Genomic DNA, 24,784 nt, shown 5'->3' with positions numbered 1-24,784 from the left:
TGCTGTGCACCGCCCGCTCGGGGTCGGTGCGTGGAATCATGGAACCATGGACAACACCGAGCACCCCATGAACATCGCCCACGAGCAGGACGACTCCCGGCAGGAGCCGCCCGTGACCGAGCTGAGCGAAGCGGAGAGCTGGGAGCTGCTCAAGCAGTCCCGTTTCGCGCGCCTGGCCACCCGGGACGGGGACGAGATCGACATCACCCCGCTGAACATCGTCACGGACGGTGAGAAGCTGTTCTTCCGCTCGGCCAAGGGCACCAAGGTGCTGCACCTGCAGCTGAACCCCAACGTCACGGTGGAGATCGACCGCGCCGCTGGCTCGCAGGCGCACTCCGTGGTGGTCCGCGGAACCGCGGCCATGGTCACGGACACGGAGCAGATCAAGCATGTGGAGGAGCTCGGGCTGCGGCCGTGGCTGGAGACGGAGAAGATCGAGTTCGTGGAGATCACCCCCACGCGCATCACTGGCCGCAAGTTCCGCCTGGGACACTGAGGGTGGCGGACACGCAGCACGGCAGCGCCCAGCGCGGCACGGGGCTCCCCGATTCCGGCGGGCTCTCCGACGTCGGCGCCCGCCCCGATGCCAGCGCTCTCCCTGACTCCGGGGCTGTGCTCGATCCCGGGTTCAGGCCCGAGTTCAGTACCGTTCCGGGCGCTCCGCGTTCCGACGACCCCGCGGCGCTGCGGGAGCTGCACACGGACCTCACGGCCGCGGGGTTCACCGTGGACGGGGTCACCGAGCTGGTCGGCGAGCAGGCCATGTCCGCGTGGTCGCGGGACGAGGCCGTCCCTGCCCGACGGGCGCTGGAGCGTCACTGCCACGCGGCTCCGGCGCTGGCGACCCTCGCCTCCTTCTTCCTGCTGGGGGATCCCGTCCCGGCCGCGGCGCTCGACGCCGCCCTGCCCACCGTGGGCGCGGCGGGCCTGCGCGCCCTGGGACTTGTCGAGGACGGCCCCTCCGACGACGCCCTGCTGGCGACGATGGATCTGCGCCCCTACGCCACGGACGCCTCGGACGAGTGGTTCGTGGCGAGCGACCTCGGTGCCTTCCAGCGCCCGGGGGTGCTGCGCCACGACCACGTGCTGGGCATCGGCGGGGCCTCCACCACGCTCGTGCAGTCGACGCCGCGCCGCGCGGTGGACCGCGCCCTGGACCTCGGCACCGGCTGCGGGATCCAGACCTTCCACCTGCTCTCCCACGCCCACCACGTCACGGCCACGGACATCTCCGACCGCGCCCTGGCCACGGCGCGCTTCAACCTGCTCCTCAACGCGGAGGCCCTCGGCCTGGACGCGGAGGACCTCGATGCCCGTGTGAGCCTGCGGCGCGGCAGCCTGCTCGAGCCCGTGGCCGGGGAGAGCTTCGACATGGTGGTCTCCAACCCGCCGTTCGTCATCACGCCGCGTACCCCCGGCGACGACGCCGAGCGCTACACCTACCGCGACGGCGGCCTGCCCGGGGACCGCCTCGTCAGCGACCTGCTCGGCTCGCTTCCGGACGTGCTGAACCCGGGCGCCACGGCGCACATGCTCGCGAACTGGGAGATCCCCGAAGATCCCGACGCTGGCCCGGAGGAGACGTGGTCCCGCCGGCCGGCGTCCTGGATCGCCCCCGGAATCGGTGCGTGGTTCATCCAGCGCGAGCTGCAGGACCCGTGCGAGTACGCGGAGACGTGGTTGCGCGACGCTTCGCAGCAGCGGGACCTCGCACACTACGAGGCCGCCTACCGCGCCTACCTGGAGGACTTCGACTCCCGCGGCGTCGTGGCGGTGGGCTTCGGCATGGTGTGGCTCTACCGCCCCGCCGCGCAGGACGCCGCCCCCGCGCCGCGCATCTTCGAGAGCATTCCGCACCCCCTCCAGCAGCCGATTGCCCCGGCCCTGGGTGCCGAGTGGGACCGGATGCTGCGCCTGGCGGCCGATGGCGGCGGAAGCGGCAGCGACGGCGAGCTGGGTGCAACAGCCGGGCACGACCTCGTCGGGACCGCCCACGACGGCTGGCAGGACCGGCACTACACGGTCGCGCAGGACGTGACCGAGGAGCGCCACGGCGCGCCCGGCGCGGAGGACCCAGCCCTCATCCTGCTGCGCCAGGGCGCGGGGCTGCGGCGCACCGTGATCCTCTCGAGCGAGGCCGCCGGTTTCACCGGGGTGTGCGACGGGGAGCTCAGCGCCCGTCAAATCCTCACGGCGCTCGGCTCGCTGCTCGGCTGGGAGGTCGGCCCGGCGCCCCAGCTGCTGCGCGAAATCAAAGCCCTGATCGGGCACGGCTTCCTGGTGGAGGTGTAAGACTGATCCCATGAGTGAGAATGCGAATCCCGTTCAGACCATGGACTCCCAGCGCGTGTGGGAGCTGCTGAGCGAGTTGCCGTACGGCCGTCTGGCCGTGCAGGCGGCGGGATTGGTGGACATCTTCCCGGTCAACCACGTGGTCAGCCACCGCAGGTTGTTCTTCCGCACCGCGCAGGGCACCAAGCTCGCGAGCCTCGTGGTGAACAACCACGTGGCGTTCGAGGTGGACCGGGTGCGCGACGGCCACGTGGAGTCCGCGGTGGTCCACGGCCGGGCCCGCCGGCTGGAGACGCGCGCAGAGCTGGAGGCGGCCGAGCAGCTGCCCCTGCAGCAGTGGGCGCCCACCGAGAAGTTCCACTTCGTGGTCCTTGAGCCGGACGACGCCACGGGACGAGAGTTCACCCTGGGCTCTGACCCGGCGTGACGGTGCGTACCGTACGCTGACGGTTCGGGAGCGGCACGGCACCGGCCCCGGGAAGGACCCGGGCGCCGTCGTGGGGCACCGAGCGCGAGGAACAGGAACAGACCCGGCGAGGACGCGCGGGTCATGACGAGGAGCACTATTGGCATCCAAGGCCACCAAGAACGCCGGTACGGGCAAGAGCCTGCTGATCGTGGAGTCACCGTCCAAGGTGAAGACGATCGCGGGGTACCTCGGGGACGCCTACGAGGTGGAGTCCTCCATGGGCCACATCCGCGACCTGCCCCAGCCCTCGGAGCTGCCCACGGACATGAAGAAGGGTCCGTACGGCAAGTTCGCCGTGGATGTGGAGCACGAGTTCGACCCGTACTACGTGGTCAACCCGGACAAGAAGAAGAAGGTCACGGAACTCAAGCGCAAGCTCAAGGACGCGGACGCGCTCTACCTCGCCACGGATGGTGATCGCGAGGGCGAGGCCATCGCGTGGCACCTGCTCCAGGTGCTCAAGCCGAAGGTCCCGGTCTACCGGCTCACGTTCCCGGAGATCACCAAGGAGGCCATCGAGCGCGGCTTCGGCCAGCTGCGCGACATCGACCAGGACCTTGTGGACGCCCAGGAGACCCGCCGCATCCTGGACCGCCTCTACGGTTACGAGATCTCGCCCGTACTGTGGCGCAAGGTCTCCTCCGGGCTCTCCGCGGGACGCGTGCAGTCCGTGGCTACGCGACTCGTGGTCCAGCGCGAGCGGGAGCGGATCGCGTTCGTCCCCGCCGACTACTGGGACCTCACGGGCCAGTTCGCCCGCCCGGAGGGCCAGGACGCCGGGCGCCCGTTCAGCGCGCGCCTGAGCTCCCTCAACGCTCGCCGCGTGGCCACTGGCAAGGACTTCAACGACCGCGGAGAGCTGAAGTCCTCCGCCGCGGACGGGCCGGTCGCGCTCGACGAGACGGTGGCGACGGCGCTCGCGGCCGGGTTGCAGGACGCCGCCTTCGCGGTCCGCTCCCTGGAGACCAAGCCCTACACCCGCCGCCCGGCGGCCCCGTTCACCACCTCGACACTGCAACAGGAGGCGGCCCGCAAGCTGCGGTTCACCTCCCGCACCACCATGCGCGTGGCGCAGCGGCTGTACGAGAACGGCTACATCACCTACATGCGAACGGACTCGGTGGCGCTGTCCGACCAGGCCGTCAACGCGGCTCGGGCGCAGGCCAAGGAGCTCTACGGGGCCGAGTTCGTGCCCGCCTCCAAGCGCGTGTACGCCTCCAAGTCCAAGAACGCCCAGGAGGCCCACGAGGCCGTGCGCCCCGCCGGGGACCGCTTCCGCACGCCGTCGCAGGTGCGCTCTCAGCTGTCCGTGGACGAGTTCAAGCTCTACGAGCTGATCTGGAAGCGCACTGTGGCCTCGCAGATGGAGGACGCCAAGGGCAGCACTGCCACCGTGCGCCTGGGTGCCGAGGCCACCGCCGCCGCGGGAGACCACGCCGGGGACGACGCCGAGTTCTCGGCCTCCGGAACCGTCATCACCTTCCGCGGGTTCCTGGCCGCGTACGAGGAAGGCCGGGATGTGAACCCGGAGCTCGCGCAGGACTCCGGGAAGAAGTCGCAGAAGGACGAGGACAAGCGCCTGCCCGTGATGTCCGAGGGGGACGCGCTGGACGCCTCCGAGGTCACCGCGGACGGGCACACGACCACCCCTCCGGCGCGCTACACCGAGGCGTCCCTGGTGAAGACGCTGGACGAGCTCGGCATCGGGCGCCCGTCCACGTACGCCGCCACGATCTCCACGATCATGGACCGCGGCTACGTGCAGGTGCGCGGCTCGGCGCTGATCCCGTCCTGGCTCGCGTTCTCCGTGGTGCGTCTGCTCGAGGACCACTTCTCGGACTACGTGGACTACGACTTCACGGCGGAGCTCGAGGACGACCTGGACCGGATCGCCCGCGGCGAGGCCGAGCGCGTGAAGTGGCTCTCTGGCTTCTACTTCGGGGAGAACCCGTCCGAGCCCGGGCTCAAGCCCATCGTGGACGACCTCGGGGAGATCGACGCCCGCGCGGTGAACTCCATCCCCATTACGGACGAGATCACCCTGCGCGTGGGCAAGTACGGCCCCTACCTGGAGGCCGGCGGCACCGTGGACCCGGAGACGGGCGAGATCAGCGACCCCGTGCGGGCGAACGTCCCCCTGGACCTCGCCCCGGACGAGCTCACACCGCAGAAGGCGCGGGAGCTCATGGAGATCGGCAAGGCGGACGGCCGCGAGCTGGGGGTGAACCCGGAGAACGGTCGGACGATCGTGGCCAAGGACGGCCGCTACGGACCGTACGTCACCGAGATCGTGCCCGAGCCCACCCAGGAGGAGCTCGACGCGATCCCCACGGAGTACTACAAGAACGGCAAGCCCAAGCCCAAGAAGATCGAGAAGCCCAAGCCCAGCACGGCGTCGCTGTTCTCGTCCATGAACCTTCAGGACATCACGCTCGACGACGCCCTGAAGCTGCTGTCCCTGCCGCGTGAACTCGGCCAGGACACGGACGGCGAGACGATCACCGTGCAGAACGGCCGCTACGGCCCCTACCTGAAGAAGGGCTCGGACTCGCGCTCCCTCTCCTCCGAGGACCAGATCTTCACGATCACCCTGGACGAGGCGAAGACCATCTACGCCCAGCCGAAGCAGCGGGGGCGCCAGGCCGCCAGGCCGCCGCTCGCGGACCTCGGCGCGGATCCGCTCACCGAGAAGCGGATGGTCATCAAGGAGGGCCGCTTCGGTGCGTACATCACGGACGGGGAGACCAATGTGACGGTCCCGCGCGCGGAGGCGATCGAGCAGATCACCGCCGCCCGTGCGTCCCAGCTGCTCGCGGAGAAGCGTGCGAAGGGCCCCGCCCCGGCGAAGTCAGGCTCGCGACCCCGCGCGAAGAGCACGACCGCCAAGAAGCCCGCAGCCAGGAAAGCTGCCGCCACGAAGCCGGCCGCCAGCAAGACCGCGGCGAAGAAGTAGCACCCTGCTCCATCGGGGTCCGTCGCACGGCGGGCCCCGGCATGGCCGCTCACGGGAGCGTCCGCACGCCCTCGACCGAAGCGAAGGAACAGCATGAGGCTCTCCGTCCTGGACGTCGGCTCGAACACGGTGCACCTGCTGCTGCTGGACGTCTATCCCGGGTCCCGCCCGGAGCCGTACGCGTCCCACAAGGTGGCGCTGCGCCTGGTGGACCACCAGGACGAGTTGGGTCGGATCACGGACGAGGGCCGGGACCTGCTGACCGCGTTCGTGGTGGAGGCGCGGGACTTCGCCGTGGAGCACCGGGCGCAGGACCTGCTGGCCTTCGCCACCTCCGCCATCCGTGAGGCCGCCAACGGTGCCGAGGTGCTGGAGCACGTGCAGTCGGTCTCCGGCGTCACGCTCACGGAGCTCTCCGGGGACCAGGAGGCGGCCATCACGTTCTCCGCGGTGCGCCGCTGGTTCGGCTGGAGCGCGGGGCGGGTCCTGGACCTGGACATCGGCGGCGGCTCCTTCGAGATGGCCATCGGCACGAACGCGCTGCCCAGTGTGGCCACCTCAGTGCCGCTGGGGGCCGGCCGGCTGTACCGCGCGTACCTCGCGGGAGCGGACGTGGCCTCTCCCGCTCAGTTCAAGGCGCTGCGCAAGCACGTGCGGACCACGCTGCGCCCGGCGGCGGACCGGATCGCGGCCGGGGGACACCCCAACCTGGTGGCGGGCACGTCCAAGACGTTCCGCTCCCTCGCCCGGATCAGCGGTGCGGCGCCGTCGGCCCAAGGCCCGTACGTGCAGCGCGTGATGCACCTGGAGGACCTCCGGCTGTGGACGCGGCGCATGGAGGCCATGTCCGTGACCGAGCGTGCGGACCTGCCCGGGGTCTCCGTGCAGCGCGCCGCACAGGTGGTCGCGGGCGCGATCGTGGCGGAGACCGCCATGGACGTGCTCAAGATCGAGACCCTGCAGATCTCCCCGTGGGCCCTGCGGGAGGGGCTGATCCTGCGTCGCATGGACCGGCTGGTGCGGGACTCCGCCAGCGAGACCGTCGACCCGAAGGACCTGGTGACCAGTTCATGAGCGAGAAGAACGTCGAGTACCGTCCGCACGTGGCGCTGTCCACGAGCTCTCTCTACCCGCAAGGCGTGCCCGAGACCTTCGAGGTGGCCCAGCGGCTGGGCTACGACAGCGTGGAGGTGCTCGTGACGCACGAGCGCATGAGCCAGCTGACGCACCAGCTGCTGGACAACGTCCAGAAGTACCAGATCCCCATCTCCACGATCCACGCGCCCACGCTGCTGTTCACGCAGCAGGTGTGGGGCAAGGCCTGGACCAAGGTGCAGATGGCCGCGAGGCTCACCCACCAGGTGGGCGCCGAGGTGGTGGTGGTGCACCCGCCGTTCCGGTGGCAGCGCAAGTACGCCAAGAACTTCGTGGCGGGCGTCCGGGAGGTCTCGCGCATGACGGACACGAAGATCTCCGTGGAGAACATGTACCCGTGGCGCGTGGCCGGGCGGGAGGCAGTGGTCTACTCACCGCACTACAGCCCGCTGGGCCAGGACTACGAGTGGGTCACGTGGGACTTCTCCCACGCAGCCACCGCGAAGATGGACTCCCTCGCGGCGGTCAAGGAGATCGGCCCGCGGCTGGGCCACGTGCACCTCACGGACGGCTCTGGCGAGACGCTCGCGGACGAGCACCTGCTGCCGGGCCACGGTGTGCAGCCGGTTGCCGAGACGCTGCAGTACCTGCGCGACCAGCGCTGGCAGGGCGTGGTGGGTGTGGAGGTCTCTACGCGCAAGTCCCGGGACACGGACCAGCGCGACAAGTGGCTCGCGGAGTCCCTCGACTTCGCGCGGCGGCACATGACGGTGGAAGGAACCGCGTCGTGACATCAGATTCCTCAGCGGACGCGGACCGGGACGAGACCGCCTCCCATCTCCAGGGGGAGTACTTCCCTGTCGTGCAGCTCACGGTGGCCGAGCGGGACGGCACGCCCGTGGGGTACTCGGGAACCCTCGACGGCGGGCTGGAGATGCTCTTCGTCGATGCATCCCAGCGGGGCAGCGGCGTGGACAGCGCCCTGCTCACGCACGTCCTCGCCACCCAGGGCGTGACCCGGGTGGACGTCAACGGGCAGCACCCCGGGGCACGCGGCTTCTACGAGCACCACGGCTTCTGTCCGGTCGGCCGCGACGAGACCGACGACGCCGGGCGCCCCTATCCGGTCGTGCACCTGGCGCTGGAGGCCGGAGAGGAAGAGAACCTAGGTCGCGGCGGGGCGCGCCGCGCGATAGCGTCATGGACGAGACCGCGAGCATGACGGCCCCAGGCCCACCGGCCGGTCACGAAAGGTGGGCCCTGGAGTGCGCGTCGCGCACCGAGAGGATTGTTGAGATGAGCGAGACCACCCTGGCCTTCCTGGGCACAGGATCCATGAACGGCGCCATCCTTCGGGGCGTGCTGGCGGGCGGCACGGACGCCGCGCAGGTGCGGGCGACGACCCGTTCGATGTCGTCAGCCGAGAAACTGCGCGAGGAGACCGGAGTGACCGTCTTCGCGGGCGAGGAGAACGAGGACGCGAACACACAGGCCGTGCAGGGCGCGGACATCGTGCTGCTCGGCGTGAAGCCGTACGCGATCCTGGACCTCGCCCGGGAGGTCGCCCCCGCGCTGGATCCGGAGACCGTGGTGGTCTCGGTGGCCGCCGGCGTCACCGTGGACGCGCTGCAGAAGGCACTGCCCGAGGGCCAGCCGGTGGTGCGCTCGATGCCCAACACGCCGTCGAGCGTGGGGCGCGGCGCGCTGTCCGTCACGGCGGGGGAGCACACCTCGGACGAGCAGCTCGCGGGCGTCAAGGACGTTCTGTCTGCCGTGGGCACCGTGGTGGAGGTCCCCGAGAACCTGATCCGCGCGGTCACGGGTGTCTCGGGCTCCGGCCCGGCGTACGTGTTCTACCTCGCGGAGGCCATGCAGCAGGCGGGTGAGGCCCTCGGGCTGGACCCGGAGACCGCGCGCGTGCTCGCCAAGGAGACGGTCTCCGGCGCCGGTGTGCTCCTGGCCCCGCAGGACGCCGATCCCGCGGCACTGCGCCAGGCGGTCACGAGTCCGGGCGGCACCACGGAACAGGCGATCACCACGTTCGACGAGAAGGGGCTGCGCGACATCATCCGGGCGGGGGCGGAGGCGTCGGCCGCCAAGGGGGATGATATGGAGAAGGAGTACGGCGGCGAGTGAGTCGGCTGCCACGGCCCATCCCACGAGAGAAGGCGGCAGCACCGTGAGCACGTTCGGCATCGAGGAGGAGTTCCTCCTCATGGACGGGCAGGACCACCTGCCCGCGCGGCCCACCCAGCAGCAGTCCGTGCAGCTGACCACGCTGGAGGCCGGAGGGGCGTCCGCGACCCCCGAGTGGCTCGCGTGTCAGGTCGAGGAGACCTCCCCGATCTTTCACGACTCGGCCACTGCCATGGACTCGCTGGTGGAGTTCCGCACGGCCCTGAAGGACGCCGCCGCACCCATGGGGATGGACGTCGTGGGCCTGGCCTCCGCCCCGCAGATCCGCGCCGAGCCCGCGGACCCCTCCTGGAACGAGCGCTACCAGCGCCACTCGCTCCAGACCCCGGCGATCGCCGCGGACCAGTACATCAGCGGTCTGCACGTGCACCTGGGCTTTCCTGACCTCGAGGTTGCGGTGCAGGCGCTCAACGGCCTGCGCGGCTGGCTGCCCGCGCTCGTGGCGCTCGGAGCCAACTCACCCCTGTGGCGCGGTGCGGAGTCCGGGTTCGAGAGCTGGCGCTCCATCCACTACCGCCGCTGGATGGCCAACGGCGTGCCCCCGCACTTCACGGACCTCGAGGACCACGAGGTGCGCGTGGCCATGCTCAGCGCGTTCGACGTGATCGAGAACCCGTCGAGCCTCAGCTGGCTGGCCCGGCTCTCGCACCGCCACGGCACCTTGGAGATCCGGGCGTGCGACGTCCAGCTCGAGGCCCGCGACTCTGTGTCGATCGCTGTGCTGATCCGCGCGCTCGGCAACTACGCGCTGGAGAATCCCCCGGAGATTCAGTTCACGCAGGAGTACCTGGACATCGCCCTGTGGCAGGCCGCCCGCTGGGGCCTGGGCGGGCGGGTCCTGGACCCGGAGTCCGCCGGTCCCGTGCCCGTGGACGCACTCATCGAGTCCCTGCTGAAGCGGGTCCGCGGGTACTACACCAGCGAAACGGACCGCGATTTCGCGGAGTCCGGGATCCACCGCATCCTCAGGAACGGCAACGGCGCCATCCGCCAGCGCCGCGTCTTCTCGCAGGGCGAGCTGCCGGGCCTGATGGCCATGGCCTCGGAGGCGATGACGGCGCGCAGCTGAGCGCAGCGGCGCGGTGTGGGATGACGACGCGCGGCCACTCCTCGGAGTGCGTCGCTGTGCGCTCGGCCGCGAGGAGCCCGGTGCCCCCGCGAACCGTCCGGGCCCCGGGGAAGGCGGCCACGCGGCGTCGTCGGGCGGGGCTACGGGCGCGCCGCGAAGCGTTCGATGAGGTCCACGTGGCCCGAGACGATCAGCAGGTCCCGGGAGCTCACGGTGGTGTCCGGGCGGGCGTAGGTGAAGTCCTCGCCCGGGGACTTCACGCCCACCACGGTCACGCCGTACTTGGAGCGGATGTCCGACTCACCCAGCGTGAAGCCCTGGGTCTCGCGGGGCGGGTACATCTTGACGATCGCGAAGTCGTCGTCGAACTCGATGTAGTCCAGCAGGCGCCCGGAGACCAGGTGTGCGGTGCGCCGCCCCGCGTCCGCCTCCGGGTAGATCACGTGGTGTGCGCCGATGCGCGAGAGGATCTTGCCGTGCGCCGGGGAGATGGCCTTGGCCCAGATCCGGTCGATGCCCAGGTCCACCAGGTTGGCGGTGATCAGCACGGAGGACTCGATGGACGTGCCCACGCCCACCACCGCGGAGGAGAACTCCGCCGCGCCGATCTGGCGCAGTGCGTCCGTGTCCGTGGCCTCGGCCTCCACCACGTGGGTGAGCTGCCCGGACATCTTCTGCACCAGCCCGGCGTCCCGTTCCACGCCCAGCACCTCGCGGCCCTGCTGGATGAGCTGCAGGGCGGTGGCGGCGCCAAAGCGGCCGAGCCCCACGACCAGGACGGGCGCGGAGTGGGAGGAGTTCTTAGCCAATGATCGGCCTCTCTTCCGGGTAGGAGTACAGCCGGCGCCGCGAGCGCAGCGCCAGGGCGGTGGCCACCGTGTTGGTGCCGATGCGCCCCACGAGCATGATGACGGACAGCACGATCTTGCCGGCGTCCGGGGACGCCGCCGAGACCCCCGTGCTCAGCCCGCACGTGGCGTAGGCGGAGATCACCTCGAAGAGCACGTGGTCCAGCGGCAGGTGCGTCAGTGCCACCATCACGGCCGAGCCCAGCAGCACCACCGAGGCCCCCATCATGATCACGGAAATCGCGATGCGCAGGACGGAGTCGGGGATGGTGCGGAAGAAGGCGATCACGGACTGGTCGCCGCGCGCCTCGGCCAGGATGGCCAGGAAGACGACGGCGAGCGTGGTCACCTTGATCCCGCCGGCCGTGGACGCCGAGCCGCCCCCGGCGAACATCATGGCGTCCGAGAGCAGCAGCGTGACCTGTGAGGTGTCCGGCATGTCCACCAGGTTGAAGCCCCCCGAGCGCATCATCACGGAGGCGAAGAACCCCTGGAACAGGCGTTCCGGTGTGGACATCCTGCCCAGAGTGGCCGGGTTGCTCCACTCGACGAGCGTGAACAGCAGCCACGCGAGCACCAGCAGGATGCTCGTGGTGACCACGGTGAGCTTGGCGTTGAGGTTCCACCGGTTGAACCGGAAACCCACCTGTCGCAGCACGAGGATCACGGGGAATCCCAGGGAGCCCACGATCACCCCGATGCACACGGGCAGCAGGATCAGCCAAGCGGTGGGCCCCGCGTGGTCGTAGGGCACCAGGCCGTCCGTGTGGGGGGTGAACCCGGCGTTGTTGAAGCTGGAGATCGCGTAGAAGACGCCGTGCCACAGGGCCGTGCCCAGGGGCTCACCCTCCGCGAGGAAGCCGATGGAGAGCACCGCGGCCAGTGCGGCCTCGATGCTGATGGAGGTGATCACGATGATCTGCAGTAGCGAGCCAACCTCTCCGAGGCGCCCGATGTTCAGGGCCTCCTGAGTGATGAGCTTGGACTTCAGCCCGAGTTTGCGCCCGATGGCGAGAGCCAGGATCGAGGTCAGCGTCAGGGTGCCCAGGCCACCCACCTGGATGGCCACGAGGATCACGACCTGGCCGAACAGGGACCACTGCGCCGCGGTGGACACGGTCGTCAGCCCGGTGACGGTCACGGCGGAGGTCGCGGTGAAGACGGCGTCCACGAAGTCAGTGTCCTGCCCGTGCTTGGCGGCCACCGGGAGCCACAGCAGCAGTGCGAAACCGAGGTCCACGATGACGAAGACGATGACGGCGAGACGGGCTGGGGAGGAGTTCGCGATCTGGTCGACGAAGTCGCGGACACCGCGTGCGGCGCGCGTGGTGAAGGGTTCCGCATCGGGGGCCTGCGAGGAGGACTCGTCGACGGCGTGCGGCTGCTCGAGCTCGCTCACTGCACCTCCTCAGTGGAATCGTCACTGTGCTCCGGCCTCACTGGTCGTGCGGACCGGGAGGGTTGCGGGACGCAACATGTGCCAGTATCCCCCGATGTGGCGCGCTGCCACGACACCCCCGGTTCCCGAGTGTTCTAATGGGTTTGTGACCTCTGCAACATCTGGCAAAGACGCCGCCGTCCCCACCAGTGTCTACTGGGATCCCCAGCTGCTCAGCTACAACTTCGGGGACTACCACCCCATGAGCCCCACGCGTCTGGACGCCACCATGCGCCTGGTGCAGAGCCTGGGCCTGGACACCGCGGAGAACGTCAGGGTCACGGTGCCGGAGGTCCCGGATGACAGCGTCCTGGAGCTCGTGCACACCAAGAAGTACGTGCAGTCCGTGCGCGCGGTCTCGGCGGACCCCACGCGGCAGATCCCGGAGAGCGGTTTGGGAACCGAGGACACACCGGGCTACGAGGGCATCCACGAGTCCAGTGCCCGTCTGGTGGGCGGCAGCTACCAGGGCGCGATGGACCTGCTCAGCGGAAAGGCCGTGCACGCCGTGAACTTCAGCGGTGGCATGCACCACGCGGCCGCGGACAGGGCCTCCGGCTTCTGCGTGTACAACGACTGCGCGGTAGCCATCCAGTACCTGCTGGACAGCGGGGTGAACCGGGTGCTCTACGTGGACGTGGACGGCCACCACGGGGACGGCACCCAGTCGATCTTCTACGACGACCCCCGGGTCATGACCATCTCCCTGCACGAGACGGGTCTCGCCCTGTTCCCCGGCTCCGGCTTCGCCAACGAGATCGGCACGGGGGAGGCCGCCGGCACCTCGGTGAACGTGGCCATGCCCACGCGCTCGGACGACTCCCAGTGGCTGCGGGCGTTCGACGCCGTGGTGCCGCCGATCGCCCGGGAGTTCCGTCCGGAGGTGATCGTCTCCCAGCACGGCTGCGACTCCCACTTCCATGACGAGCTGACCCACCTGCGCGTGAGCGTGGACGGTCAGCGGCAGATCGCCCTGGCCATGTCGGAACTGGCCGCCGAGCTGTGCGAAGGGCGGTGGATCGCCACGGGCGGGGGCGGGTACGACTGCCACGACGCCGTTCCCCGGGGCTGGGCGCACCTCGTAGGCGTGGCCGCGGGTCACCCGGTGGCGGTCACCACACCCGTGCCGCAGGACTGGCGCAGCTACATGGTGGAGAAGTACGGCGGGAACCCTCCGGAAATCATGGGGGACGAGGTGGACCTGTGGTGGCGCTCGTGGGAGATCGGCTACGACCCCAACGACGAGACCGACCGCAGCATCATGGCCACCCGCAGGGAGGTCTTCCCGCACTGGGGCCTGGACCCCTGGTACGACTGATTCCTGCCACCGCTGACCCCGGCGGGACCGAGCTCCGGAAGGACGGGCCCGAGGCCCGGGGCCGCCGCGGATTGGGGCCTGACCAGGCCACCCGTCTAAGGTGTTTCCTATGTCCCACGACGCATATTCCGCTCTGTCCGACGTCACGCGGCGGCGCATCCTCGAGGCCCTGCGCGGTGGTCCGCGACCCGTGGGCGAGCTGGTCACCGAGCTGCAGGTCTCCCAGCCCACGGTCTCCAAGCACCTGAAGGTGCTGCGCGACGCCGGGATGGTCGGAACGCGCCCGCAAGGGCAGAAGCGCTTCTACAGCCTGACGGCGCAGCCGCTCACCGAGGTCGTGGACTGGGTTGAGACCCTGATCGCCGCAGCCGCCACCGGGCCGGCGGAGCAGGACCCGCAGGTGGAGCAGGCTCAGCAGACGGAACCCGCAGCGCCGCGCCCCACCGCAGCTCCTGCCGCGGAGATGGATCCGGGGGCCCCGGAGGGCGACGACGACGCGGCCGGTGTCGAGGACGTCGCGCACGATCCGGAGGCGGATGGCTCCGCCCCCGAGACCGAGCCGGTGGCCGCCCAATCGGCCGAGAGCGACGACGACGCGGTCACCGCCTCTGCCAACGAGGCCTCCCGTGCCGGGACCACCGACGCCGCCCCGCTCCGGGCGGAACCGGACGAGCGAGCGCTGCCCTGGTTCACCGCGCGGGTGACGGAAATCACGGAAAAGGACGAGGGCGACGTCGTCGAGCCTGACGGCGAGGAGGCCGCCGAGGATGCCGGGACGGGGGAAACCGCCCGGGATTCCGCGGCGGCGGACGAGGCGCGGGATGCCGTCGACGCGGCGGAGGCCGAGAGCGGAGAGGGCTCCCCGGGACCGGAGGAGGAGGTTGAGCAGGGAGAGTCGCAGGTCACAGGGGATACCCTGGACACTGATGTCCACGCCGTGCCGGCCGCCCAGCTCGAGGCTGCGGACGGTGCCGAACCCCGCGACGTCGCGCCCCGCACCACCTCCCCGGAGGTGTTCACGAGTGAGAACGCCGAGCAGCTTCGGCCGCGCGGGGGAGCGCACCGCCGTCAGAGCGGTCTGCTGTCCACCCTGACGGGACTCCGGCGCCGTGGTCGTGGCACACGCCGCGACTGAGTGGTCATCCGCGAGAGATTCCAAGACGGCAGGAGAGACATGCACGAGAAACTGATCCCCATCCGACAGATCGTCACGGCGCGCAACCCGGGTGAGGCCGAGTTCCACCAGGCCGTGGACGAGGTCTTCGAGTCGCTGGGACCGGTGGTGGCCCGCTACCCGGACCTGCTGGACTCCGCCATCGTGGAGCGCATCTGCGAGCCCGAGCGCCAGATCATCTTCCGGGTGCCGTGGACGGACGACAAGGGCAAGGTGCACATCAACCGGGGCTTCCGCGTGGAGTTCAACTCCGCTCTGGGTCCGTACAAGGGCGGGTTGCGCTTCCACCCCTCCGTGTACCTGGGCATCGTGAAGTTCCTGGGCTTCGAGCAGATCTTCAAGAATGCCCTCACGGGCATGCCCATCGGCGGCGGCAAGGGCGGCTCGGACTTCGACCCGTCGGGTCGCAGCGACGCGGAGATCATGCGCTTCTGCCAGTCCTTCATGACGGAGCTGTACCGCCACATCGGCGAGTACACGGACGTCCCTGCCGGCGACATCGGCGTGGGCGGGCGTGAGATCGGCTACCTCTTCGGCCAGTACAAGCGGATCACCAACCGCTACGAGTCCGGTGTGCTCACCGGCAAGGGGCTGTCCTGGGGCGGTTCGCTCGTGCGCACCGAGGCCACCGGCTACGGCGCCGTGATGTTCGCCGAGGAGATGCTCAAGACCCGCGGTCTGGACCTTGAGGGCCGGGACGTGATCGTCTCCGGCTCCGGCAACGTGGCGATCTACGCGATCGAGCGCGCGCAGGCACTGGGCGCCAAGGCGCTGACCGCCTCGGACTCCAGCGGCTACGTGGTGGACTCCAAGGGCATCGACCTCGAGCTGCTCAAGCAGGTCAAGGAGGTGGAGCGCGCCCGCATCAGCGAGTACGCCGAGCGCCGGGGCCCCAGTGCCCGCCTGGTCACGGACGGCTCCGTGTGGGACGTCCCCGCAACGGTCGCGCTGCCGTGCGCCACCCAGAACGAACTCAACGGCCGCCAGGCCAAGCGGCTGCTGGAGAACGGTGTGGTGGCCGTGGCGGAGGGTGCCAACATGCCCAGCACCACGGAGGCCGTGCACCTGTTCCAGGAGTCTGACGTGCTCTTCGCGCCCGGCAAGGCCGCCAACGCCGGCGGTGTGGCCACCTCCGCGCTGGAGATGCAGCAGAACGCGTCCCGGGACTCGTGGAGCTTCGACTACACGCAGCAGCGGCTGCAGGAGATCATGCGCGGCATCCACGACCGCTGCGCCGGGACGGCCGACGAGTTCGGCATGCCCGGCAACTACGTGGCCGGTGCGAACATCTCGGGGTTCATCAAGGTTGCCCGCGCCATGGTGGCGCAGGGGATCATCTGAGGAAACATTCGTCCCCACAGCGGGGCTCTACGGCGGTTCGGCGGCGCCATGACGCCGTCGGACCGCCCCCGAGTTTAGGGTAGGGATCATGGCAACGCATCGAGAGGTTCTGCAGTGGCTCGAGAACGAGCTGTTCGACGGACACCTGGTACTGGGTCAGCGGTTGCCCACTGACAAGGACCTGGCCGCGATCTTCCGCGTCTCTCGCAGCTCCATGCGCGAGACGCTGAAGATCCTGGAGGCCCAGGGCATCGTCAAGCTCTTCGAGGGCCAGCACCGCAGTATCCTGCCCATCCTGGTGCGTGAACCGGCTGCCTCCGCGGGCCCGGCGCTGCAGCTGCACATGGCCACGTCCGAGCACCCGCTGCGGGACATCGTGCGCACGCGGGTGCTCCTGGAGACGGCGTCGCTGGAGAACGCCGAGCAGCGCAGCGTGCCCCGCGAGGAGCTGCTGGGGATCATGGAACAGATGGACCGGGAGGACCTCGGTCTCAAGCAGTTCCACGACCTCTACGTGAGCTTCCACATCGCACTCGTGAAGTCATCAGGCAACGCGGTGAACGTGGCCCTGTTCACAGCGCTACGGGACTCCATCTACGAGTACACGATGGCTCTGGTGGGCCACGTGCCGCTGTGGTCCACCACGTCCAGCCGCATCCGGGCGGAGCACCGCGCGATCGTGTGTGCGCTGGAGGCGGGGGACCGTACGCTCGCGGCGCGGCTCGTGGCGGAGCACATCGCCTACCAGTACGAGGAGGCGGGGGTGGATCCGGGGGACGCCCGGGCGACTCCGGCCGAGCCCCGCCCGCTCGAGCGCAAGGGCCGTTCGCGCCGCAGGCCTGCGACGATCCGCGGGACCAAGGCGACGGCCGAGCCCGGCGACCCGGACGACGTCGGCGGCCTTGACGACACCCACCGCGCCAGCGCCTGAGGTGCCCGTTTTCCAGCGGAACGGGGTCAGGCGGTAGGGTGGGGCGATAGTTTGCCGTTCATCGGAAGTTGCCCCTGAGTTCCAGGGGCGGTGCGGTGCTCCGGCGCCGCTCCACGCAAACACCACTGTCCAGACAACTGTGAGGGATCCTATGGGTTCGGTCATCAAGAAGCGCCGCAAGCGCATGTCCAAGAAGAAGCACCGCAAGCTGCTTCGCAAGACTCGTCACCAGCGCCGCAACAAGAAGTAGTCGCGCGCCTCGTGACAGGCCCCGTTCCTCGCCGGGAACGGGGCCTTCGTCGTGCCTGGGTGTGCAGGGCGAGGTCCGGGCACGACGCCGCCCGCGCCCTGCCCGCGGTGCGTAGCATGGGCGCCATGTCCTCAGAACACCCCGCCCCCTCAGAACTCGTGCGGCGTCGGGCTCCGCTGCTGTCCGGCGTCGACTGGACCCGGAAGCCCCCCGCGCACACTGTGACCCTGCTGGGCAGGCCGGGCTGCCACCTGTGCGAGGACGCGCGAGAGATCGTGGTGGCCGTGTGCGCGGAGACGGGCAGCGGCTACGAGGAGCGGGACGTCACGGGAGACCCGGAGCTGCTGCGGGACTACGGGGAGCACGTGCCCGTGGTCTTCGTGGACGGTGTGGCGTGGGACCGCCTCCGGGTGGACGCCGACCGGTTGCGCGCCGTCCTCTCCTGAACCGTTCAGCGGTCTCACGGATTGGGGCGTTCCCGGGGGTTTTGAGACACTGGGGACATGCCTTCAGCGACCGTCCACCTCCTGCGCCACGGCGAGGTCCACAATCCCGAGCACGTGGTCTACGGACGACTGCCGGACTACCACCTCTCCGAGAAGGGCGCGCGGATGGCCGAGGCCGCCGCGGCCGAGCTGGCCCGGCGCGTCCAGGGCGGGGAGAAGATCGTGCACCTCGCGGCGTCGCCCCTGACCCGCACCCGCGAGACGGCCGCCCCGGTGGCCCGCGAGCTCGGCCTGGACGTGCACACGGACGAGCGGCTGATCGAGCCGGCCAACCACTTCGAGGGTCTGCACGTGACCGGGCGCGAGCTGGCCAAGCCGCAGCACTGGCCGTTCCTGCTCAACCCGCTGCGCCCCTCCTGGGGCGAGCCCTACCGCAGCCAGGTGCAGCGCATGACCGAGGCCGTCCGCGAGATCGCGCGGGAGGCCGCGCGCCGCGGGGGCGACGGCGCCCAGGCAGTGGCTGTCTCCCACCAGCTGCCGATCTGGCTCACCCGGCTCTGCGCGGAAGGTCGTCCGCTGCCCCACGACCCGCGCCGCCGGGAATGCAACCTGGCCTCGCTGACGTCCCTGACCTTCGACGACGTCGACCGCCCCGGGGTGCCCGGCGTGTCCTACAGCGAGCCCGCAGCACATCTGTATCCAGGCGTCAATCAGCTTCCCGGCTCATAATCGGTGTCCCATCCCTCGACCTCTCCTCAGGTGCTGTCCCCATGAATCCTCTGTTCCGCTCGCCCTCCCGCCCTGCCGCACGAGCCCGTGCGCGCACGGGGCTGGTGGCCGTGGTGGCCGCGCTGGGCCTCGCGCTCGCGGGCTGCTCCACGACCGACGACAACCTGGCGCAGCAGGCGAACGCCGGGGGCGACAAGGGCTACGTGGCCGGGGACGGCTCCGTGAGCGAGTACGCGCCCGCGGACCGCGGTGAGCCGGTGGCCTTCGACGCCGAGATGTTCGACGGCAGTTCGGTGACGGCCGAGAGCCTGCGGGGCAGGCCCGCCGTCGTGAACTTCTGGTACGCCGGGTGCGCGCCGTGCCGCGCTGAGGCCCCGGACCTCGTGGCCCTGCACGGCAAGTACAAGGACCAGGCACAGTTCCTGGGTGTGAACCTGCGCGACCAGCAGGCCACCGCGGAGGCGTTCGAGCGCAACTTCGGGGTGGACTACCCCTCCGCGAGCGACCTCAACGGGGCGGTGCTGCTCGCCCTGAGCGACTACGTCCCGCCGCAGGCCGTGCCCACCACGCTGGTGCTCGACTCCAAGGGCCGGGTAGCCGCCCGCGTGCTGGGCAAGGCGGACAAGTCCACGCTGGACGCGCTGATCAAGGACACGGTGGCCGAGACCGCATGAACGGCAATCCCTTCGCCGAGGTCATCCTCGACGGCTCCCTGATTGCCGCGTTGCCCGTGGCACTGCTCGCGGGCTTCGTCTCCTTCGCCTCACCGTGTGTGCTGCCCCTGGTTCCCGGCTACCTGGGCTACGTCACCGGTCTCACCGGCGCGGACCTGCGGAAGCAGCGGCGCGGGCGGGTGCTCACGGGCGTGGTGCTCTTCGTGCTGGGGTTCTCGCTGGTCTTCGTGGTGATGTCCGTCGTGCTCGCCCAACTCGGTGCGTTTGCATGGTTCCTGGGGCAGCGCTGGATCATGGTGGTGCTCGGGCTGCTCGTGGTGCTCATGGGCATCGTCTTCCTGGGCGGCCTCTCCTGGTTCCAGCGGGACCGCAAGATCGAGCGCCGCCCGCCGCCGGGACTGTGGGGTGCGCCCCTGCTGGGCATGACCTTCGGCCTCGGCTGGGCGCCGTGCATCGGCCCCACGTTCGCGGCCGTGCAGGCCCTGGCCTACGTGGACGGCGCCTCGACCGGCAAAGCTGTGGTCCTCACTGCCGCCTACTGCCTGGGTCTCGGAGTCCCCTTCGTGCTCATCGCCCTCGCGCTGCGCCACGGGATGGGCGCCATGTCCTTCTTCCGCCGCCACCGCCTCACCCTGCAGCGCATCGGTGGCGGGGTGCTCGTCCTCATCGGGCTGGCCATGGCCACGGGTGTGTGGTCGGCGCTGGTGTCCTGGGTCCAGTCCGAATTCGTAACCGATTGGGTGATGCCGATATGACCAAGGCGCCAACACCGCGTGAGCGGAAGGAGCATCGCGCGTCCGTGGAGGTTCCCGCACTGGGGCCCGTGGGCATGGCGCGCTGGGCGTGGCGGCAGCTGACCAAGATGTCCACGGCACTCGTGCTGCTGCTGCTGCTCGCGATCGCGGCGGTCCCGGGCTCGCTCTTCCCGCAGCGCGTGCAGGATCCGGGCGCCGTGGCCGACTACATCAAGGCGAACCCCGTGATGGGGCCCTGGCTCGACCGGTTCCAGCTCTTCGACGTCTTCTCCTCCTACTGGTTCTCCGCGATCTACCTGCTGCTGTTCATCTCCCTGGTGGGCTGCGTGATCCCGCGGGCGTTGCAGCACTTCAAGGCGTGGCGCTCCAAGCCGCCGCGCACTCCGCGCCGGATCTCGCGGCTGCCCCAGTACCGCAGGGTCATGCTGGGCGGGCGTGACGGCGCCGAGGCACCCACCCCGGACAACGCGATCGAGCAGGCTGCGGCCGCCCTGAAGAAGCGCGGCTACCGGGTGCAGGTGCAGGACCTCGGCACCGGGGCGCCGTCGGTCGCGGCCGAGCGGGGGATGCTCAAGGAAGTGGGCAACATCCTCTTCCACGTGGCGCTGCTGGGCGTGCTGATCTCCGTGGCCGCCGGCTCGCTGTTCGGGTACAAGGGGCAGAAGGTGATCGTGGAGGGGGAGTCCTTCGTGAACACCCTCGTGGACTACGACTCCTTCAACCCGGGCACCAACTTCAACGCGGACTGGCTCAACCCGTTCTCGGTCACCCTGAACTCGTTCGAGGCCACCTTCAACCGGGACACCGCGGACCCGGACCTCTACGGCCAGCCCACCGACTTCAACGCGGACCTCACCGTCAGGGACTCGCCCGGGGCCACCCCGCAGGACGTGAACCTCGCGGTCAACAAGCCGCTGAACGTGGACGGCACCAAGGTGTACCTGGTGGGCAACGGCTACGCCCCGGTGATCCGGGTGAAGGACGGCAAGGGAGACGTCGCCTACGAGGGTCCCGTGGTCACGGTCCCCTCCGACTCCGTCTACACGTCCTCCCTGACGCTGAAGGTCCCGGACGCGCGCCCGGACCAGCTCGGCTTCGTGGGGCTGCTGCTTCCCACCGCTGTGTCCCAGGACGGCTCGATCCCCAAGTCCGTGGACCCCGGTCTGAACAACCCCGCGCTGATCCTCTCCTCCTACACCGGGGACCTGGGACTGGACGGCGGCCAGCCGCAGAACGTCTACGTGCTGGACACCCAGGGGCTCACGGAGCTGAACTCGATGTCCAACTCCAACGGACCCATCCTGCTGGACGGCGAGCACCGGAAGGTGGACCTCCCGGACGGCAACGGCAGCATCGAGTTCCTGGACGTCAAGCGCTACGTGGGCCTGGACGTGCACAGTGATCCCGGGCGGATCCCCGCGTTCGTCTCCTTCCTGGTGGCGTTCGGCGGGCTCATCATGAGCCTGTTCATCGCCCGCCGCAGGGCCTGGGTGAGGGCCACGGAGACCGAGGACGCCCAGGGTGTCCGGTGTACTGTTCTGGAGTACGGACTTCTGGCGCGCGGCGATGACCATCGCCTCGGCGCGGAGGCGGAGAAACTGACGGCTCTGTGGACGTCACTGTGGGAGGACCGCGGAGTGCGGGAGTACCACCTGAAATCGTCGGATAAGGCGTGAGGCAATGGGCAGCGACATCAATGTGACCTTGGGCAACTGGAGCGAGTGGTTCATGCTCCTGGCCGCGATGACCTACATGGTGGTCTTCGTGGCGTTCGTGTGGGACATGGCCTCCCACTCCAAGACCCTCGGGCTGAGGGAGGAGGAGCGCGCCCGGAAGCGGGCCGCCGCCGAGCAGGACTCCCGCGAGCTCGTGGGGGTTGGCGCGTCGAGCAAGGCTGCGGCCTCCGCTGGTGCGGGGTCCTCGGCCACCGTGAGTGGTTCCGCCGAAGAAGGCGCCGCGTCCGCTCGCACTGCCGAGCTGGGCGCCCCGGGCGAGTTCCGCACCTCTGGGGAGAGCTCCACGAAGGGTGCGGGCGAGTTCGAGGCCCTGAACTACACGAAGGGCGCGCGTCGCCCGGCGGCCCGCGTGGCTGTGATGCTCATGGTCATCGCCTTCGCGCTGCACGTCTTCGCGGTGGTCTCCCGCGGCGTGGCCGCGGACCGCGTGCCGTGGGCCAACATGTACGAGTTCTGCAGCACCGGCGCCATGGTGGTGGCGGGCGTGTACCTGGTGACGCTGATCTTCAAGGACCTGCGCTTCGTGGGCCCCATGGTCTCCGGCCTGGTGCTCATCATGCTGTGCCTGGCGACGATCGCGTTCCCCACCCCGGTCTCTCCGCTGCAGCCGGCGCTGCAGTCCTACTGGCTCATCATCCACGTCTCCATTGCCGTGGCCGCCTCTGGCATCTTCACCATCACGTTCGCCATGGCCGTGCTGCAGCTGCTGCAGTCCCGCCGCGAGAAGCGCCTGGCGCTCGGGCAGGAGTCCCGCATGGGCTTCCTGCGCGCGGTTCCCAGCTCCGTGACGCTCGAGAACTTCGCGTTCCGGCTGAACTCCGTGGGCTTCGTGTTCTGGACCTTCACCCTGGCGGCCGGTGCCATCTGGGCGGACCAGGCCTGGGGCCGGTTCTGGGGCTGGGACACCAAAGAGGTCTGGACCTTCGTGGTGTGGACCGTCTACGCGGCCTACATGCACGCGCGCGTGACCCGCGGCTGGAACGGCAACCGCTCCGCGTGGCTCGCGATCGCCGGGTACATGTGCGTGGTCTTCAACTTCACCGTGGTCAACACGCTGTTCCCGGGCCTGCACTCCTACTCGGGGCTGTGAGTCCTCGCGGCCTGTGACCGCCGGGCGCCCGGCGCGTCCTTGCGAGGACGACGCCGCCCGCGTCCGTCACACACACGGAGAGCCCGCTTCCGCACACTGTTGCGGAGGCGGGCTCTCCCACGTGGTGGGACGGTGCCGGGGACTACTTCTCCGGCGCTCCCGGGGCCGGGTCCTGCGGATCCGGAGGGGTGCCGTCTGTTCCTCCGTAGCGGGGGTCCATGGGGTCCAGGGGCTCGTCCACCACGGGGCGGGCACCGGGGGCTCGGCCCGTGCGCTTGAGCTCGTTCTCCCAGTCCTGCAGTCGGCGGGCCTGCTCCTGCTGCCTGCGGCGCTCCTCGAGGTTGCGCAGGAACTGGGGGTCGTCATCGGGTCCGCGGCCGCGCTGGGCCTCGCGGACTGCTTCGTCCGCGCGGGGGCGGCCGAAGAGCAGCCAGAGGACGGCGCCGACCACCGGGAGCAGGAGGATCACCAGCATCCACGCCCACTTGGGCAGCGACCGCACGTCGTAACGCTGCGACTGCGCGCACCCGATGAGCGCGTAGATGATGACGCCCACGGCCAGTGCGCCCGCTCCGATGATCATAATTGCCCTGCCCATGCCGATCATCTTAGGGGAGTGGCCACCCGTGCACTCACCGGTGTCGCGGCCTCGGGGAGCATCCAGCGCGGCCGCCTAGACTGGGCCCGTGAACTTCTTGAAGTATTCCCTGTTGCGCCTGGGCATCCTGGTGGCGCTGTTCGTGCTGTGCCTCTACCTGGGCCTCGGGCTGGTCTTCTCCGGGATCGCGGCCGTGATTGCGGCGTTTGCTGTCTGCTACATCTTTTTTCCCAAGCTGCACTACGCGGCCGGTCAGGACTTCCACCGGTTCATCTCGCGCTCTCCCAAGCCGCAGAACCGCGTGGCGCTGGAGGACCAGGAGTACGAGGACTCCTACACGGACGCAGAGGCACGCAAGGACGTCTGAGAGGTCCGGGCCCGCAACACCTCGCCAGCTCCACCCTGCTTCGACACGCGTCGCCGTGTCACGGCAGAGGGGAGCGGCTGGCGCCGTCGTAGCTCTGCAGCGGCTCAGCCCACGTACTGGAAGACGAGCACCGCCACGGCGTACAGGACGGTGACGCCCAGGCTGATGAACCCGCACTGCTTGAGCACGGGGATCAGACCGCGCCGCTCGGTGCTCTTGAGCACGGTGATCGCGGCACCCACCGCCAGGGGGCTCATGGCGTAGACCAGCAGCACCCACGGGTTGTGGGGGACGGTCAGCAGGGGCAGGACCATGCCCACGAACAGCTCTGCGGTGAACGCGAGCCGGGCTCGGGGGTCGCCGAGCCGCACCGCCAGGGTCCGCTTGCCGACCACTTCGTCACCGGGGATGTCCCGGATGTTGTTGGCCATCAGCAGGGCGCACGCGAAGAGGCCCGTGGAGATGGCGAGCACCCAGGAGTCAAGGTTCAGGCGACCCGCCTGCGTGATCGTGGTGCCGAGGGTGGCCACGAGTCCGAAGAAGATGAAGACGAAGATGTCTCCCAGGCCCATGTACCCGTACGGTTTCTTGCCACCGGTGTAGCCCCACGCGGCGGCGATGGCCAGCACGCCGACGACGCCGAGCCACCGCTGCCCCGAGAGCGCCACGAGGGCCGCTCCGGCCACCGCTGCGAGTCCGAAGCACACGAAGGCGGCACGCTTCACCTGCCGCGCAGTGGCCGCACCGGAGCCGGTGAGGCGGAGGGGACCCACGCGCTCGTCGTCGGTGCCGCGCACGCCGTCCGAGTAGTCGTTCGCGTAGTTCACGCCGATCTGCAGCAGCAGGGCCACGAGCAGTGCCAGAACCGCGGGGACGAGCTGTGCCGCGTGCAGCGCCTGCGCGGCGGCGGTGCCGGCGATGACCGGTGCCGCGGCCATGGGCAGCGTCCGCAGACGCGCACCCTCGACCCACTGAGCTGGTGTGGCCACGGTGCAACAACCTTTCGAGGACG

25 protein-coding genes are annotated in these 24,784 nt (G+C 69.9%); 21 read left to right on the top strand and 4 right to left on the bottom strand.

Going from position 1 to position 24,784, the window contains the following annotated elements; translation table 11 throughout:
• The first annotated feature begins 46 nt into the window (after window positions 1-46).
• The 9 genes from FS770_RS03970 to FS770_RS03930 all read left to right on the top strand — a co-directional run bounded on the left by FS770_RS03970 (window position 47) and on the right by FS770_RS03930 (window position 10,077).
• Window positions 47-499 (top strand): pyridoxamine 5'-phosphate oxidase family protein, encoded by a 453-nt coding sequence (locus FS770_RS03970; RefSeq protein WP_244944725.1) that lies wholly within the window; start codon window positions 47-49, stop codon window positions 497-499.
• Between the two features lie 116 nt (window positions 500-615).
• Window positions 616-2,295 (top strand): DUF7059 domain-containing protein, encoded by a 1,680-nt coding sequence (locus FS770_RS03965; protein ID WP_145010390.1) that lies wholly within the window; start codon window positions 616-618, stop codon window positions 2,293-2,295.
• 10 nt (window positions 2,296-2,305) lie between these two features.
• On the top strand, window positions 2,306-2,722 hold the full coding sequence (locus FS770_RS03960) for a pyridoxamine 5'-phosphate oxidase family protein (RefSeq protein WP_055084392.1): 417 nt from the start codon (window positions 2,306-2,308) through the stop codon (window positions 2,720-2,722).
• A 139-nt stretch (window positions 2,723-2,861) separates the two neighbouring features.
• Window positions 2,862-5,717 carry a type I DNA topoisomerase gene (topA, locus tag FS770_RS03955; RefSeq protein ID WP_145010030.1) on the top strand — a complete coding sequence of 952 codons (2,856 nt, stop codon included), beginning with the start codon at window positions 2,862-2,864 and terminating at the stop codon, window positions 5,715-5,717.
• A 93-nt stretch (window positions 5,718-5,810) separates the two neighbouring features.
• Window positions 5,811-6,791 carry a Ppx/GppA family phosphatase gene (locus tag FS770_RS03950; protein ID WP_145010025.1) on the top strand — a complete coding sequence of 327 codons (981 nt, stop codon included), beginning with the start codon at window positions 5,811-5,813 and terminating at the stop codon, window positions 6,789-6,791.
• Window positions 6,788-7,603 carry a sugar phosphate isomerase/epimerase family protein gene (locus FS770_RS03945; RefSeq protein WP_145010023.1) on the top strand — a complete coding sequence of 272 codons (816 nt, stop codon included), beginning with the start codon at window positions 6,788-6,790 and terminating at the stop codon, window positions 7,601-7,603. The genes FS770_RS03950 and FS770_RS03945 overlap by 4 nt, the downstream gene beginning before the upstream one ends.
• Window positions 7,600-8,034, top strand: a complete 435-nt coding sequence (locus FS770_RS03940) for a GNAT family N-acetyltransferase (RefSeq protein WP_244944724.1) — start codon at window positions 7,600-7,602, stop codon at window positions 8,032-8,034. The genes FS770_RS03945 and FS770_RS03940 overlap by 4 nt, the downstream gene beginning before the upstream one ends.
• A 74-nt stretch (window positions 8,035-8,108) precedes the next feature.
• Window positions 8,109-8,948: a pyrroline-5-carboxylate reductase gene (gene proC, locus FS770_RS03935; protein WP_144940843.1), complete on the top strand. Its 840-nt coding sequence runs from the start codon at window positions 8,109-8,111 to the stop codon at window positions 8,946-8,948.
• Between the two features lie 43 nt (window positions 8,949-8,991).
• Window positions 8,992-10,077 (top strand): carboxylate-amine ligase, encoded by a 1,086-nt coding sequence (locus FS770_RS03930; RefSeq protein ID WP_186366677.1) that lies wholly within the window; start codon window positions 8,992-8,994, stop codon window positions 10,075-10,077.
• A 140-nt stretch (window positions 10,078-10,217) separates the two neighbouring features.
• Here FS770_RS03930 and FS770_RS03925 read toward each other — a convergent pair whose 3' ends face one another.
• Window positions 10,218-10,886 carry a potassium channel family protein gene (locus FS770_RS03925; protein ID WP_144940837.1) on the bottom strand — a complete coding sequence of 223 codons (669 nt, stop codon included), beginning with the start codon at window positions 10,884-10,886 and terminating at the stop codon, window positions 10,218-10,220.
• On the bottom strand, window positions 10,879-12,324 hold the full coding sequence (locus FS770_RS03920) for a TrkH family potassium uptake protein (RefSeq protein WP_144940834.1): 1,446 nt from the start codon (window positions 12,322-12,324) through the stop codon (window positions 10,879-10,881). Before FS770_RS03920 ends, FS770_RS03925 begins: the two co-directional genes overlap by 8 nt.
• 145 nt (window positions 12,325-12,469) lie before the next feature.
• On the opposite strand from FS770_RS03920, the gene FS770_RS03915 reads away from it, so the two are divergent.
• The 11 genes from FS770_RS03915 to ccsB all read left to right on the top strand — a co-directional run bounded on the left by FS770_RS03915 (window position 12,470) and on the right by ccsB (window position 22,807).
• Window positions 12,470-13,681, top strand: coding sequence for an acetoin utilization protein AcuC (locus FS770_RS03915; protein WP_244944723.1), 1,212 nt, complete (start codon window positions 12,470-12,472; stop codon window positions 13,679-13,681).
• A 109-nt stretch (window positions 13,682-13,790) separates the two neighbouring features.
• Entirely contained in the window at window positions 13,791-14,816 is a 1,026-nt protein-coding gene (locus FS770_RS13660; protein ID WP_186366676.1) for an ArsR/SmtB family transcription factor, read from the top strand.
• Between the two features lie 39 nt (window positions 14,817-14,855).
• Window positions 14,856-16,196: an NADP-specific glutamate dehydrogenase gene (gene gdhA, locus FS770_RS03905; protein ID WP_094395057.1), complete on the top strand. Its 1,341-nt coding sequence runs from the start codon at window positions 14,856-14,858 to the stop codon at window positions 16,194-16,196.
• An 88-nt stretch (window positions 16,197-16,284) separates the two neighbouring features.
• Window positions 16,285-17,127 (top strand): FadR/GntR family transcriptional regulator, encoded by an 843-nt coding sequence (locus FS770_RS03900; protein WP_244944722.1) that lies wholly within the window; start codon window positions 16,285-16,287, stop codon window positions 17,125-17,127.
• A 151-nt stretch (window positions 17,128-17,278) separates the two neighbouring features.
• The gene (locus FS770_RS03895) at window positions 17,279-17,377 is read left to right on the top strand and encodes a 30S ribosomal protein bS22 (RefSeq protein ID WP_005504750.1); all 99 of its coding nucleotides are present in this window, start codon (window positions 17,279-17,281) and stop codon (window positions 17,375-17,377) included.
• A gap of 125 nt (window positions 17,378-17,502) precedes the next feature.
• Window positions 17,503-17,823, top strand: a complete 321-nt coding sequence (locus FS770_RS03890) for a glutaredoxin family protein (RefSeq protein WP_145010010.1) — start codon at window positions 17,503-17,505, stop codon at window positions 17,821-17,823.
• Window positions 17,824-17,880: 57 nt separating this feature from the next.
• Window positions 17,881-18,552, top strand: a complete 672-nt coding sequence (locus FS770_RS03885) for a histidine phosphatase family protein (protein WP_145010007.1) — start codon at window positions 17,881-17,883, stop codon at window positions 18,550-18,552.
• A gap of 41 nt (window positions 18,553-18,593) precedes the next feature.
• On the top strand, window positions 18,594-19,226 hold the full coding sequence (locus FS770_RS03880; RefSeq protein ID WP_145010004.1) for a TlpA family protein disulfide reductase: 633 nt from the start codon (window positions 18,594-18,596) through the stop codon (window positions 19,224-19,226).
• Entirely contained in the window at window positions 19,223-19,981 is a 759-nt protein-coding gene (locus tag FS770_RS03875; protein ID WP_145010002.1) for a cytochrome c biogenesis CcdA family protein, read from the top strand. Before FS770_RS03880 ends, FS770_RS03875 begins: the two co-directional genes overlap by 4 nt.
• Complete coding sequence (gene resB / locus FS770_RS03870) at window positions 19,978-21,657, top strand: cytochrome c biogenesis protein ResB (RefSeq protein WP_145009999.1); 1,680 nt, start codon at window positions 19,978-19,980, stop codon at window positions 21,655-21,657. The genes FS770_RS03875 and resB overlap by 4 nt, the downstream gene beginning before the upstream one ends.
• 4 nt (window positions 21,658-21,661) lie before the next feature.
• Complete coding sequence (ccsB, locus tag FS770_RS03865; protein WP_244944721.1) at window positions 21,662-22,807, top strand: c-type cytochrome biogenesis protein CcsB; 1,146 nt, start codon at window positions 21,662-21,664, stop codon at window positions 22,805-22,807.
• 142 nt (window positions 22,808-22,949) lie between these two features.
• On the opposite strand, the gene FS770_RS03860 is transcribed toward ccsB, so the two are convergent.
• Entirely contained in the window at window positions 22,950-23,405 is a 456-nt protein-coding gene (locus tag FS770_RS03860; RefSeq protein ID WP_144940819.1) for a PLD nuclease N-terminal domain-containing protein, read from the bottom strand.
• 88 nt (window positions 23,406-23,493) lie between these two features.
• On the opposite strand from FS770_RS03860, the gene FS770_RS03855 reads away from it, so the two are divergent.
• On the top strand, window positions 23,494-23,772 hold the full coding sequence (locus FS770_RS03855; protein WP_094395048.1) for a DUF4229 domain-containing protein: 279 nt from the start codon (window positions 23,494-23,496) through the stop codon (window positions 23,770-23,772).
• Window positions 23,773-23,876: 104 nt separating this feature from the next.
• Here FS770_RS03855 and FS770_RS03850 read toward each other — a convergent pair whose 3' ends face one another.
• Window positions 23,877-24,761, bottom strand: a complete 885-nt coding sequence (locus FS770_RS03850; protein WP_145009996.1) for a 1,4-dihydroxy-2-naphthoate polyprenyltransferase — start codon at window positions 24,759-24,761, stop codon at window positions 23,877-23,879.
• Between the last annotated feature and the right edge of the window lie 23 nt (window positions 24,762-24,784).

Origin of the sequence: Kocuria salsicia, from assembly GCF_007681555.1 — a bacterium.
GTDB lineage: Bacteria > Actinomycetota > Actinomycetes > Actinomycetales > Micrococcaceae > Kocuria > Kocuria salsicia.
This window is presented reverse-complemented; position numbering and strand designations above follow the sequence as displayed.